Annotated in this window: 15 protein-coding genes; 8 read left to right on the forward strand and 7 right to left on the reverse strand. The window is 60.6% G+C overall.

Features of this window, described 5'->3' with window-relative positions; translation table 11 throughout:
* Window positions 1–84: 84 nt before the first annotated feature.
* Complete coding sequence (gene gntR, locus AC07W7_RS20320) at window positions 85–1,116, reverse strand: HTH-type transcriptional regulator GntR (RefSeq protein ID WP_495040026.1); 1,032 nt, start codon at window positions 1,114–1,116, stop codon at window positions 85–87.
* 190 nt (window positions 1,117–1,306) lie between these two features.
* Between gntR and AC07W7_RS20325 the strand changes: the two genes are divergently transcribed.
* Window positions 1,307–1,840 carry a gluconokinase gene (locus AC07W7_RS20325; protein WP_029296460.1) on the forward strand — a complete coding sequence of 178 codons (534 nt, stop codon included), beginning with the start codon at window positions 1,307–1,309 and terminating at the stop codon, window positions 1,838–1,840.
* A gap of 84 nt (window positions 1,841–1,924) precedes the next feature.
* Complete coding sequence (locus AC07W7_RS20330) at window positions 1,925–3,277, forward strand: GntP family permease (protein ID WP_099170209.1); 1,353 nt, start codon at window positions 1,925–1,927, stop codon at window positions 3,275–3,277.
* 130 nt (window positions 3,278–3,407) lie between these two features.
* Here AC07W7_RS20330 and alaC read toward each other — a convergent pair whose 3' ends face one another.
* Window positions 3,408–4,619: an alanine transaminase gene (alaC, locus tag AC07W7_RS20335; RefSeq protein WP_495040004.1), complete on the reverse strand. Its 1,212-nt coding sequence runs from the start codon at window positions 4,617–4,619 to the stop codon at window positions 3,408–3,410.
* A gap of 195 nt (window positions 4,620–4,814) precedes the next feature.
* On the opposite strand from alaC, the gene AC07W7_RS20340 reads away from it, so the two are divergent.
* A complete protein-coding gene (locus tag AC07W7_RS20340) occupies window positions 4,815–5,294 on the forward strand; it encodes a GyrI-like domain-containing protein (RefSeq protein WP_076962932.1) in 480 nt (159 codons plus the stop codon).
* A 41-nt stretch (window positions 5,295–5,335) separates the two neighbouring features.
* Here AC07W7_RS20340 and AC07W7_RS20345 read toward each other — a convergent pair whose 3' ends face one another.
* The 3 genes from AC07W7_RS20345 to AC07W7_RS20355 all read right to left on the reverse strand — a co-directional run bounded on the left by AC07W7_RS20345 (window position 5,336) and on the right by AC07W7_RS20355 (window position 7,786).
* Complete coding sequence (locus tag AC07W7_RS20345; RefSeq protein WP_495040005.1) at window positions 5,336–6,520, reverse strand: NHL repeat-containing protein; 1,185 nt, start codon at window positions 6,518–6,520, stop codon at window positions 5,336–5,338.
* Between the two features lie 154 nt (window positions 6,521–6,674).
* Window positions 6,675–7,280: a pyridoxamine 5'-phosphate oxidase family protein gene (locus AC07W7_RS20350; RefSeq protein WP_495040006.1), complete on the reverse strand. Its 606-nt coding sequence runs from the start codon at window positions 7,278–7,280 to the stop codon at window positions 6,675–6,677.
* A 20-nt stretch (window positions 7,281–7,300) separates the two neighbouring features.
* Window positions 7,301–7,786 carry a GNAT family N-acetyltransferase gene (locus AC07W7_RS20355; protein ID WP_076962929.1) on the reverse strand — a complete coding sequence of 162 codons (486 nt, stop codon included), beginning with the start codon at window positions 7,784–7,786 and terminating at the stop codon, window positions 7,301–7,303.
* Between the two features lie 149 nt (window positions 7,787–7,935).
* On the opposite strand from AC07W7_RS20355, the gene AC07W7_RS20360 reads away from it, so the two are divergent.
* The 4 genes from AC07W7_RS20360 to AC07W7_RS20375 are packed head-to-tail and all read left to right on the forward strand — an operon-like array spanning window position 7,936 to window position 10,478.
* Window positions 7,936–8,355: a YybH family protein gene (locus tag AC07W7_RS20360; protein WP_076962928.1), complete on the forward strand. Its 420-nt coding sequence runs from the start codon at window positions 7,936–7,938 to the stop codon at window positions 8,353–8,355.
* A 42-nt stretch (window positions 8,356–8,397) separates the two neighbouring features.
* Window positions 8,398–8,742, forward strand: coding sequence for a YciI family protein (locus AC07W7_RS20365; protein ID WP_099170213.1), 345 nt, complete (start codon window positions 8,398–8,400; stop codon window positions 8,740–8,742).
* A 33-nt stretch (window positions 8,743–8,775) separates the two neighbouring features.
* On the forward strand, window positions 8,776–9,252 hold the full coding sequence (locus AC07W7_RS20370) for an SRPBCC family protein (protein WP_495040007.1): 477 nt from the start codon (window positions 8,776–8,778) through the stop codon (window positions 9,250–9,252).
* A complete protein-coding gene (locus AC07W7_RS20375; protein WP_076962925.1) occupies window positions 9,249–10,478 on the forward strand; it encodes an RNA polymerase sigma factor in 1,230 nt (409 codons plus the stop codon). Before AC07W7_RS20370 ends, AC07W7_RS20375 begins: the two co-directional genes overlap by 4 nt.
* 27 nt (window positions 10,479–10,505) lie before the next feature.
* Here AC07W7_RS20375 and AC07W7_RS20380 read toward each other — a convergent pair whose 3' ends face one another.
* Entirely contained in the window at window positions 10,506–11,360 is an 855-nt protein-coding gene (locus tag AC07W7_RS20380) for a LysR family transcriptional regulator (protein ID WP_495040008.1), read from the reverse strand.
* 90 nt (window positions 11,361–11,450) lie between these two features.
* Between AC07W7_RS20380 and AC07W7_RS20385 the strand changes: the two genes are divergently transcribed.
* Window positions 11,451–11,891 carry a multidrug/biocide efflux PACE transporter gene (locus tag AC07W7_RS20385; protein ID WP_076962923.1) on the forward strand — a complete coding sequence of 147 codons (441 nt, stop codon included), beginning with the start codon at window positions 11,451–11,453 and terminating at the stop codon, window positions 11,889–11,891.
* 3 nt (window positions 11,892–11,894) lie between these two features.
* Here AC07W7_RS20385 and AC07W7_RS20390 read toward each other — a convergent pair whose 3' ends face one another.
* Window positions 11,895–12,653: an SDR family NAD(P)-dependent oxidoreductase gene (locus AC07W7_RS20390; RefSeq protein WP_076962922.1), complete on the reverse strand. Its 759-nt coding sequence runs from the start codon at window positions 12,651–12,653 to the stop codon at window positions 11,895–11,897.
* Between the last annotated feature and the right edge of the window lie 110 nt (window positions 12,654–12,763).

Genomic DNA, 12,763 nt, shown 5'->3' on the forward strand with positions numbered 1-12,763 from the left:
CGATAACGGTGTATCAGTGCCGGATGTATTGCCTGACACACCGTTATCGCGGGCAAGCCCGCTCCCACATTGACTGTATGCGGTTCAGGTACTCTCGCGCACCTTCAACTCAAACCCCATGTCCACCACCGGCCTGGCGATCTTGCTGCCCGCCATCGCCATCAGCAAATGCTCTGCCGCGCGTCGGCCAATGGCTTCGCGTGGGGTGCTGATGCTGCTCAGGCGCGGCACCATGAAGCTGGAGGCGGGCAGGTCGTTGAAGCCCAGCACCGCCACCTGTTGCGGCACCTTGATCCCGTGGCGCAGGGCTTCGAGCAAGGCGCCCTGGGCCAGGTCGTCGTTGCCGAAGAAGATCGCGTCCACGTCCGGGTGGCTGGCCAACAGTTGCAGGAACAACTCGCCACCCAGGCCCACCGACGAGGGGCGCGGGGTCAGCAGTTCGAGGGCCGGGTCATACAGGCCGGCCTGCTGCAGGCCGCGGCGGAAGCCTTCGCCGCGCAGCAGCGTACGCTGGTCCAACTGCGCGCCGACATATGCCAGGCGCTTGCGGCCCCGGGAGATCAGGTGCGCCGCTGCGGTTTCGCCGGCATTGATCTGCGAGAAACCGACGCAGTTGACCCCGGCCGCCGGGTCCAGGTCCATCATGTACACGCAGGGCACATTGCTCGATTCCACCATGCGCCGGGCGCTTTCGGTGCGGTCAAAGCCGGTCAGCAGCAGGCCCCGTGGCTGGTAGGCCATGTAGTTGCGCAGCAGGTTTTCTTCTTCGTCCCGGGAATAGTGGGTGTTGCCGATCAGCACTTCAAAGCCCTTGGGCCGCAATACCTGGTGAATGGCCTCCAGGGTTTCGATAAATAGCAGGTTGGACAGCGAGGGCACCAGCACCACCACCGATTGGCTGCGGGCCGAGGCCAGGGCACGGGCGGCCGGGTTGACCACGTAGTTCAGCTCGGCTGCGGCTTTTTGCACTTTTTCCACCAGTTCGGTGGCCACGGTGCTGATCCCGCGCAGGGCCCGGGAGGCGGTAATCGGGCTGACGCCGGCCAGGCGGGCTACTTCGTTAAGGGTCGGGCGACCCGTGGTGCGGGTATTTTTATCGTTCTTGGAGGTCATCAGGCGGCTTGCCAAACAAAAATCGAGGCACTAAGGTAGCGCTGTCTCCAAAAGCCTGCAAATACTTGCGCAAACGGTTGGAGAGGATGCACGCGTCACTCCATAAAAATGACAATTAGGCGCGGGAAAAGCCTGTGTTTGCACAAGCCTTAGGGCGTGCAAAGATAGCGCTATCTGCGTCCTGAGGTGTTTCATGAGTCAACCTGTTACCGCCCTGGTCATCATGGGTGTTTCCGGCTGTGGCAAGTCCAGTGTCAGCGAGGCCCTGTGCCTGTTGAACGGCGCCACCGCCATTGAAGGCGACAGCTTTCACCCGGCCGCCAATATCGAAAAGATGAGCGCAGGCCATCCCCTCAACGACGACGACCGGGCCGGCTGGCTCGATATCCTCTGCGATGAGCTGCGCCGTGCGCTCAAGGCTGGCGAGCATCCGGTGCTGACCTGTTCGGCGCTGAAGAAAAAATACCGCGATCACCTGCGCGAAGCCGCGCCGGGCCTGGGCTTTGTCTTCCTGGAGCTGACCCGCGAGGTGGCCGCCGACCGCGTGTCCCATCGCCCCGGCCATTTTATGCCGGCCAGCCTGATCGACAGCCAGTTCGCCACCCTCGAATCGCCTATCGGCGAGCCGCTGACCCTGGCCCTCAACGCCAGTGAAGACAGCATCGAGGACCTGGCCGCGCAGACCCATGCCTGGTGGCTGACCCACGGCTTTGAACCTTCCCGATGATTTTTTGGCCGAAAGATAGCGCTATCCGACGGCACGAAACTCAACACCCGCTTTAATAACAACAACAAACAGGAGACGACCCCCATGTTTGGCATGTCCCACGAGTCTTACCTGCTGCTCGATGCAGTGGTCACCATCATCGGGCTGATCGTGTTGATCACCCGGTTCAAGGTCCACCCCTTTATTGCCCTGATCATCGCCGCAGGCTTCCTGGGCCTGACCTCGGGCATGCCCGTGGACAAGATTATCAAGGCCTTCCAGGACGGTTTCGGCGGGGTGCTCGGGTTTGTCGGGATTATCCTGGCGCTGGGTACGATGCTCGGCAAGATGATGGCCGAATCCGGTGGTGCCGATCAGATCGCTCAAACCCTGATCCGCGCCTTCGGCAAGGACAAGGTGCAGTGGGCCATGATGTTTGCCGCGTTCCTGGTGGGCATCCCGCTGTTCTTCGAGATCGGCTTTGTGCTGCTGATCCCGCTGGTGTTTATCGTGGCGCGGCGTACCGGGGTGTCGCTGATCAAGATCGGCATCCCGCTGCTCGCCGGCCTGTCGGCGGTGCATGGCCTGGTGCCGCCGCACCCGGGGCCGTTGCTGGCCATCGGCGTGTTTGGCGCGGATATCGGCAAGACCATCCTCTACGGCCTGATCGTCGCCTTGCCCACCGCCATCATTGCCGGGCCGATCTTCGGCACGTTCATTGCCAAGTACATTCCGGGCAACCCGTCCCAGGAACTGGTGGACCAACTGGCCCGCGAGTCCGACGGGAAAAACCTGCCGAGCTTCAGCATCACCCTGATCACCGTGCTGCTGCCGGTGTTCCTGATGCTGCTGAAAACCTTCGCCGACATCGCCTTGCCCGACGGGCATATCGTGCGCAACTGGATGGACATGATCGGCCACCCGATCAGCGCCTTGCTCCTGGCGTTGCTGCTGTCGCTGTACACCTTTGGCCATCGCCAGGGCATCGGCTCCAAGCAGATCCTCAAGCTGCTGGATGCCAGCCTTGCGCCGACGGCCGCGATCATCCTGATCATCGGTGCCGGCGGTGGTTTCAAGCAGATGCTGGTGACCAGCGGCGTGGGTGATGTGATCGGCCATATGGCGGTGACGGCACAGATCAACCCGATCCTGCTGGCGTGGCTGGTGGCGGCGGTGATTCGGATTGCCACGGGTTCGGCGACCGTTGCCACCATTACTGGCGCAGGCATTGTGGTGCCGGTGGTGGGGATGGTGCCGGGGGTCAACCTGGAGTTGCTGGTGCTGGCGACGGGGGCGGGGTCGTTGATCCTGTCGCACGTCAACGATGCCGGGTTCTGGCTGGTCAAGCAGTACTTCAACATGACCGTGGCCGAGACGTTCAAGACCTGGACGGCCATGGAGACCATCCTGTCCATCGTGGCGCTGGGCTTTATCATGTTGCTGTCGTTGGTGGTGTAACCCAACCAGGGGTGAGTGATCGTTCCCACGCTCCGCGTGGGAATGCCCCTTGTGACGCTCTGCGTCACGCTTTGGGACGCAGAGCGTCCCGGACTACATTCCCACGCAGAGCGTGGGAACGATCAGAGGGTCAGGCCTTGGTGACCAGGCCATCGGCCCGGAACATGGCCCGGATCCCGCGCACCGCCTGGCGAATGCGGTCCTGGTTCTCGATCAGCGCAAAGCGCACATGGTCATCGCCATACTCGCCAAAGCCGATCCCCGGCGACACACACACCTTGGCTTCAAGCAGCAGCTTCTTGGCAAATTCCAGCGAGCCCATGGCGGCATACGCCTCGGGGATTTTCGCCCAGACGTACATCGACGCCTTCGGGTTCTCCACCATCCAGCCCAGTTCATGCAGGCCCTTGACCAGCACGTTGCGGCGCTGGCGGTACTGCTCGGCAATGTCCTTCACACATTGCTGGTCGCCTTCCAGCGCGGCAATCGCCGCCACTTGCAGCGGGGTGAAGGTGCCGTAGTCGTGGTAACTCTTGATGCGCGCCAGGGCGTTGACCAACTCCGCATTACCGACCATAAAGCCGATGCGCCAGCCGGCCATGTTGTAGCTCTTGGACAGGGTGAAAAACTCCACCGCAATGTCCTTGGCGCCCGGCACCTGCATGATCGACGGGGCTTTCCAGCCGTCGTAGACGATATCGGCATAGGCTAGGTCGTGGATCACCAGCACGTCGTACTGCTTGGCCAGGGCGATCACCCGCTCGAAGAAGTCCAGCTCCACGCACTGCGCGGTCGGGTTGGACGGAAAGCCCAGGATCATCATTTTCGGCTTGGGGATCGAACCGCGAATGGCCTGCTCCAGCTCGGCGAAGAAGTCCACGCCGGGAATCAGCGGCACCGAGCGCACCTGGGCGCCGGCAATCACCGCACCGTAGATGTGGATCGGGTAGCTGGGGTTGGGCACCAGCACGGTGTCGCCCTGGTCCAGGGTGGCCAGCATCAGGTGCGCCAGGCCTTCCTTGGAACCGATGGTCACGATGGCCTCGGTTTCCGGGTCGATATCCACCTCATAGCGGTCCTTGTACCAGCGCGAAATCGCGCGGCGCAGGCGCGGGATGCCCTTGGAGGTGGAGTAGCCGTGGGTGTCTTCACGCTGGGCGACGGTCACCAGTTTTTCCACGATATGCGGTGGTGTCGGGCCGTCGGGGTTACCCATGCTCAGGTCGATGATGTCTTCGCCGCGCCGACGCGCAGCCATCTTCAGCTCGGCAGTGATATTAAAAACATAAGGGGGGAGTCGATCTATGCGCGCAAAGCGGCGCGGCGAACCTTGGTCTGCCATTGTTGCCTCGGAATACGTAAGCGCCCGGAACCGTCCGAGCGACGTCGGCCACTGCGGTGGCCTGCGGGGCAGACAATACGGGCGATGACAGCTGGTTGTCCAGATGGTGTAGGAAATTTTTCCATCTGGAGTGTGACGTGTGTATGCCCCTATACTCGGTATGGTTTTGGTCACTCACCCATGGAGATTGTGCAGATGAACCAACAGGTAACGTTACCCCTGGAACCCCGCATGGAAGAGGGCAAGGCCATGGTGATCGCCGGGGTCGGTGGTCATTACGGCAAGGCTACGCTGGGGGATATTCCGAAGTTGTGGGAGTTGTTCGACACCTGCATCAAGGACATCAAGAAACGCATTGGCGGCGTGACCTACGGCGTGTGCTACAACGCCACCCAGGAAGAATTCGATTACATCGCCGGGGTCCAAGTGCCGGCCAAAAGTGATGTGCCGGGCAACTTTCAATCCATTGAAGTGCCGGCCAATCATTACGCGGTCTTCGCGCACTACGGGCCGGTGTATGCGCTGTCGCAGACCTATGAGCGGATCATGTACGAGTGGTTGCCTGCGTCGGGGTACAAGGTGGCCGGGCCGGATTTAGAACGCTACAGCGCCGACTTCGATGTGGATAAGGGCACTGGCACCGTGGAAATCTGGCTGCCTGTCGAGCAGCGTTGATGCAATACGGCTGAGCTGTATGGGCAGCTCAGCCGATACCACTATTGGCTGAGCAGTCGTCCAATAAAGGACGCTGTCGCAGTGTTCAAAATGCCACTGCTTTGCAATGTTTTACTGGGCTCTACCCATTCCACTCGATTGATATCGGAGGACCAAGGTCTTCCCTGGGGGTCTCTCCATGCTTCGGCAATGCCTCCAGCACCAAAGGTGGAATCCAACTGGCCGGTCGGGGTGTGTCTGATCAGTTTGACTACACTGCCGCGCTCGTTGCGGGCTAATGCAACAACTTTCCCATCAGGTTGAACAGTCACGCTGACATAGCTTCCGTGTTGGCTGTCGCTTTCAAGAGGCTTTCCCAGGTGAAATTGTGAGTTGGGTTGGCCATTGGCAAGGAGACTGGTGATGAAGTTTACCTCTGTTGGCAAAGTGTAAGTGCCTCCTACAACAACGATTTGGCCATTTTTACCCCGGGCCAGTGCAGTAACCTGTTTGTCGTTATTGTTTGCAAATTGCAGTTGGACAAAACCATTGTTACCAAAGTTACTGTCTTGTTCCCCGTCGTGCTGAAGTCCGATGATGTATGCCTTTTGTACTGCGGATCCGGCAACTATAAAACCGCTGTTAGTGATCAGTACTGTATTGAGCCGGGCATTGGGTGATTCAATCGGGCCAACTCTTCCAAAATTGATTATCTCGCCGCTACTGTTGAGCTGGAAAATAAAGCTGTTTATGCGGTTATGGAATACAGCGATGATAGCGTGATCCTCCTGCTCCGCTAGACCACCTCTTGCGGTCAATCCGATGTAAAGCTGCTTGTCCAGTAACCTTGTACCCTCGATACCAAATGAAGGGTCCACACTGCCGGTGTCTGAATTGAATCGGGTAATGAATGCTGTTTGTGCTTCTCCAAGGGCGGCCAGTAGCAGAGGCTTCCCGTCATGCTGAATGATCAATTCAACGAGGGTGACAAAGTCTGTAGTAGGCGTATGCCAAACTCCGAAATTGATATCCAACTCTCCAGTAGGTGTGTGTTTGGTTACGACGATAAATCTTTCGTTTTCGATATAGGCCAGGCCGACGATTATAGATGAACCATTACTGAGTACACGAGAAAGCCCCCCGGATTCGGTAGCGATAACCGTACCGTCTTTAGGTTTTTTATTTCCGAAGGAAAGATCGGGGCCTCCTGCGGCGTTTACCGTATTGCTGTTCGACGGAATACTCATGGGCATTCTCCAACGTGGCAGTTTTGAGTGTCCACGCCTGCTCGTTGTAAGCGATGAGCGACAGCCTTGGTTGGTCAGTAAAAACCCATGGGTAAAATCCGTATAGCTGTGAAGGTTGACAGTAGACAACCGGCCTCTGGCAGGTCTAGCGTGTTCAATAGAGACTGTCTTTTACCCTCTGCGGCATCTCCCGGTCATAGGCCTCGGCATCAAACTGCCCATCATTCAAACGTCTGTGGAAGGCCCCCGCTGATGGCAGCGTCGAACGCTCCACATGCTTGTCCGGGTTCCAGCAATCGGAGCGTACAAAGGCCTTCGAGCAATGGAAATACGCCGCTTGCACCTGCACCACAATCACCGACCGCGCCGGCTTGCCATTGACCGCAAAGCTTTGCAGCAACTCAGGCTCGATGGAGATCTGCGCCCGCCCGTTGACCCGCAACGTTTCACCGATTCCTGGAATGATAAACAGCAAGGCAACCCGCGGATCCACCAACAGGTTACGCAAGGTATCGAGGCGGTTATTGCCCGGTCGATCCGGGATCGCCAGCGTGCGTTCATCGATGATCCGCACAAACCCCGGCACATCGCCCCGAGGCGAGCCGTCGAGGCCATCGGCGCCTGCCGAACTGACAATCACCAGCGGCGAGGCTTTGACCATCGCCTGGTAATCCTCATTGAGAAACGCGATTTCCTTGCGCAGGGCACGCTCGTGGGGCAGGCCGTAGAGGGTTTCGAGCTGTTCCAGGGTGCTTAGCATGGGAATCTCCTTGCCGGTAATCAAAACAGTAGCGCCAACCGCCGCTCATAACCCACCCGCCCCTTATACGCCTCCCCCCGGTCTACCCAACCCTGCTGCAAGTACAAGCCCATGGCCGCCACATTGTCGCGGTCCACCGACAACTCCAGGCCCGTGATCTGCGGCCAGGCCAGGCGGGCGGCGGCGGGCAGGGCTTGCAGGCAGGCCTTGCCGAAGCCTCGGCCTTGCTGGCGGCGATCGACTTGCAGGGCATGCAGGGTGGCGCTGTGGGCGTCGGCCCAATGGGGCAGGCACGGCGGGCGCTTGAGCAGCAGGAACGCCACGGGCATATCGTCGGCCAGCAGGGCGAAGCCCTTGATGCCGGGGCTGGGGTTGACCAGCAGGCTGTTCAACGCGCAGTCGATATCACCGCTATAGGGCAGTTGCCCGGGGTGGACTTCGAGGGTGCCGAGGTGCTGTTGCTGTACAGCGGTCAGCGTCTCATAGGGCGCGAGGCGGGTTTCCATCGAGCAGTTGTCCGAAATCCTACAGGGAAGTCGCAAATTCTAGCGGTTTTGCCCTGGGCGCAATTATTTTTCGTAGGCTTGTCGATTGGCGGTTGGCCCAGCCGACTAAGGCTGTCATCCGTGATTATCCAACCCTGAGGAGTAGCACCATGAGCAGCGCAATCAACACCCTGATCGAACAATGGAAACAAGCCGTCGTCGCCAAGGATATCGAGCGGATTGTCAGCTTTTATGCCGACGACATTGTCGCGTTCGATGCCGTCAATGCCCTGCAATTCAAAGGTAAGAACGCCTACCGTGCCCATTGGCAGGCCTGCATGGAGTGTTGCCCGGGCGCCGGTATCTTTGAGTTCCATGAGTTGCATATCGTCGCCGCCGATAACAGCGCCTTTGCCCACTGGCTTGCCCATTGTGGCGGCGCGGGGCCGGATGGCGTGGTTAAAACCTGCTGGATGCGCGTCACTGCCGGCTATCAGCGGATCGAGGGGCAATGGAAGGTGGTGCATGAGCACTGGTCCGCGCCTTTCGATATGGAAAGCGGCGTTGGCCTGTTCGACCTGAAACCTTGATCGCGGCCAACTATAGTCAGTAGTCCGAAAACGGAGAACGCCATGAAATACCTGTGCCTGGTCTACAGCGCCGAAGCCTTGCTGCACAGCCTGCCCGACAGCCCCAAGGATGCGGAATGCCATGCCTACGCCGAGGCAGTCCACGGCAGTGGCCGCATGCTTGCGGCCGAGGCCCTGCAGCCGGTGAGCACGGCCACCACCGTGCGCATGCGCAACGGCAAGTTATCGATCACCGATGGGCCGTTTGCCGAAACCAAGGAGCAGCTTGCCGGCTTCTACCTGATCGAAGCCCGGGACCTGAATGAGGCGCTGCAGGTGGCCGGTGGTATCCCGGCGGCACGGGTCGGCAGTGTGGAAGTGCGCCCCGTGCGTGAGTTGACTCTCTGAACCCAACAATCATAAGACTCAGGAGGTTTATCCATGAACACTCAACCCGCTGCATTTGAACTGTCCATCAGCCGCGTGATCGACGCGCCACCGAACCAGGTGTTCCGCGCCTGGACCGAACCTGCGCTGTTGCAGCAATGGTGGGGCCCCCACGGCATGACCACGCCGGAGTGCGAAATGAACCTGTGGGTCGGTGGCCTGTTTCGCACCCTGATGCGCGCGCCGGACGGCAGCGAGTACCCGACCCAGGGCGTGTTCCTGGAGATCGATGCGCCGCGTCGCCTGGTGTTTACCGATGCATTCCTGCCGGGCTGGATTCCCTCGGGCAAGCCGTTTATGAGCGCTGAAGTGACCTTCGAGGAGGTGGATGGCAAGACCCGCTATACCGCCCGCGCCATGCACTGGAGCGAAGCCGACAAACAGGCCCACGAAGCCATGGGCTTCCATCAGGGCTGGGGCGAGAGCCTGGAGCGGTTGGTGAGACTGGTGACCGAGGGCATGCCTGATTGACCGTCAAGGCCCGGGTCGAGGCAATCTACCGCAGTGAGTCGCGGCGCATCCTGGCCACCTTGATTCGCCTGCTGGGGGATTTCGACCTCGCCGAAGAGGCCTTGCATGAGGCGTTCTTCGTCGCGGTCGAGCGCTGGCAGCAAGACGGCGTGCCCGACAACCCCCGGGCGTGGCTGGTGTCGACCGGGCGCTTCAAGGCCATCGACCGCTTGCGGCGCCAGGCCCGCTTCACCCCGTTGTTGCAGGAGCAGGCCGATGCGCTGGAAGCGGCTGACTGGAGTGCCGAAGACGTGGAAGACGACCGCCTGCGCCTGATCTTCACCTGCTGCCATCCGGCGCTGGCGGCGGATGCGCAGGTGCCGCTTACCCTGCGTGAGATTTGTGACCTCAGCACCGAGGAAATTGCCCGGGCCTTCCTGGTTACGCCGGCGACCATCGCCCAGCGTATCGTGCGGGCCAAGGGCAAGATCCGCGAGGCGAAAATCCCCTACCAAGTACCAGGGCTGGCCGAGTTGCCCGAGCGCCTGGACAGCGTGTTGCGGGTGATTTACCTGGTGTTCAACGAGGGCTACTCGGCCTCCATGGGCGCCGACCTGACCCGTGACGACTTGACCCGCGAGGCCATCCGCCTGGGCCACCTGCTTCTGGAGTTGCTGCCGGAACCGGAAGTCATGGGCCTGCTGGCGTTGATGCTGCTCCATGAGTCCCGGCGCCCGGCTAGGCTGTCGCCCGCCGCGGAGCTGGTGCTGCTGGATGAACAGGACCGGACGTTGTGGGATGCCTCATTGATTGCCCAAGGCTGCGCATGGGTGGAGCAGGCCCTGGCCACCCGGCGCTTTGGGCCTTATTGCCTGCAAGCGGCGATAGCGGCGGTGCACGCCGAGGCACCGAGTGCGGCGCAGACCGATTGGCCACAGATTATCGGCCTGTATGACGTGCTGCTGCGGATGCTGCCGTCGCCGGTGATCGAGCTCAACCGCGCCGTTGCCCTGGCCATGCGCGATGGGCCGCTGGCGGGCTTGCAGCAGGTGGAGGGGATCCTGGCGCGGGGCGAGTTGCGCGATTACCACCTGGCGCATTCGGCGCGGGGGGAGTTTTGTCGGCAACTGGGGCGGATGAAAGAGGCGCGCCAGGCCTACGAAAAAGCCCTGGGCCTGACCCATCAAACCCCGGAAAAACGCTTCATCGAACGGCGCCTGGCCAGCTGTACCGACACCCCCTTGTAGGCGCCGGCAAGCCGGCTCCCACAGGGGTTATTCGAGCATCTTTTCCAACAGCCAGCTCCCCGCCGGGCCCGGTGGGTGTTGCCGTGACCACAAGGCATCCACCGCCACCGAGCGTGGCCAGCCGCGAGCCTTGAGCTCTACCAGTTGGCCATTGGCAAAGCGCTCCACCAGCCAGCGTGGCAAGGGCGCCCAGCCAAAACCGAGGATGGCCATTTCCATCAGCATCAAAAAGCTGGGGGCGGACCACACCCGGCCGGTCAGCCGGTTTTCATTGGGGTTGATGATGCTTGCCAGGCGCAGTTCCCGGTGTTGTTGCAGGGTTTGCTGATCGAGGCCATCGAGGCTGGCCAGTGCATGTCGTGGGGAAACAAACAGCGCAAGTTGCGTGCGCTCCTCGACGGTGGCATGGGTCAGGTCTGGCGGGTAGACCTCCTGCGCCTCGATAAACGCGAGCTGCGCCCGTCCGCTTTGGACCAGGGCGATGAGGTCTTCGCATTCGGCAATCAGCCACTCCAGCTCCAGGTCTGGATAGCGCTGTTCGAGGGCACTGAGCAGCGTTTCAAAGCGTCCCGACTGATAGGTATCGGACATGGCAATGCTGAGCCTGGGCTCCAGCCCCCGGGACAACTGGCTGGCGGCAAGCTCCAGGCGGCTGCTGGCCTCCAGCACCTGCTCGGCCCGTTGCAGCAGGACATGCCCGGCCGGGGTCAGGGTCGGCTTGCGGCTGCTGCGGTCGAACAGCACCACGTCCAGGTCAATCTCCAGGCTGGCCACTGCCGCGCTGACCGTGGATTGGCTCTTGCCCAGCTTGCGCGCCGCCGCCGAAAACGAACCTTGGGTCGCGGCCTGCACAAAGGCTTGCAACACTTCATAAGAGGCCATCATCTATCGCCTTGATCGATGGTTATTGATTATGAAGTATCGGGTTTAAGGGTAATGATGGCAACCCTCGACATTCACAGAGCAAGGCTTATGAACACCACCAAATCCATCACTGAACGCGTTTTCCAGGCCATCGGCTTTGAAGGCCTGGCCTTGTTGATCTGTACCCCGCTACTGGTCTGGATCACCGGCCGGCCGGCCCTGGAAATGGGCGCGGTGACCCTGGCCATCAGCCTGTTGGCGCTGACCTGGAACATGATTTTCAACAGCTTTTTCGACCGCCTCAAGGTGCGCCTGCAACTGGCCAACAGCGTCAAGACCCGGGTCATGCACGCCCTGTTGTTCGAGGGCGGGCTGATTCTGTTTGCCGTGCCGCTGATTGCCGCGTGGCTGAACATCAGCCTGATGCAGGCGTTTATCCTGGATATCGGCGTGCTGCTGTTCTTCCTGCCGTACACCTATGTGTACCACTGGGGCTACGACGTGCTGCGGGAAAAGTTCCTGCAGCAACGTGCGCCAGAGCGAGTGTGACGGTCAGACAAACATCCCGCCCGACGCCTCGATCCGTTGCCCATTGATCCATTTGCTACCGTCGGCCAGCAGCGTGGCAATCGCCCCGCCAATATCGTCCGGCAAGCCGACCCGCCCCAGGGCCGTGTTGCCGGCGACAAACGCATTGATGTCGGCGTTATCGCGCACGGCACCGCCGCCGAAGTCGGTGGCAATGGCGCCCGGGGCCAGGGTATTGACGCTGATCCCTCGTGCGCCCAATTCCTTGGCCTGGTAGCGGGTCAGCACTTCCATCGCGCCTTTCATTGAGGCGTAGGCGGCATACCCCGGCAGGCTGAAACGGGCCAGGCCGCTGGAGATATTGATGATGCGCCCGCCATCGACGATCAGTGGCAGCAGCTTCTGGGTCAGGAAGAACGGGCCCTTGAGGTGGATCGCGACCATTTGGTCGAACTGTTCTTCGGTGGTTTCGACAAAGCTGGCATGGGTGCCGACACCGGCATTGTTGACCAGAAAATCGAAATACTCCTGTGCGAAAACGTCCTTTAACGTGCGGCCGACTTCGCGGATAAACCCGTCGAAGGTGGCACTCTGGCTTACATCCAGTTGCAGCATGGCGGCGCGGCCACCGAGCTGTTCTATCTCTGCCACCACCGCCTGGGCCTCCTCGGCCTTGCTGTAGTAAGTGCCAATGATATCGATGCCTTGCGCGGCCAGGTGCAGGGCGGTGCTTTTGCCCAAGCCACGGCTGGCGCCGGTGATCAGTGCGATTTTACGGGGCATGGTGTAGTCCTCGGAGCGGGTGGTAGGTATGGGATTGAGTGTATTTGTCCGTGCATTGCGTGATAAATAGAGCAGATCCGAACTCACTGGTCGGATCAGCCGAACAATCA

The sequence above is a fragment of the Pseudomonas sp. GW821-FHT01D09 genome (assembly GCF_059422465.1).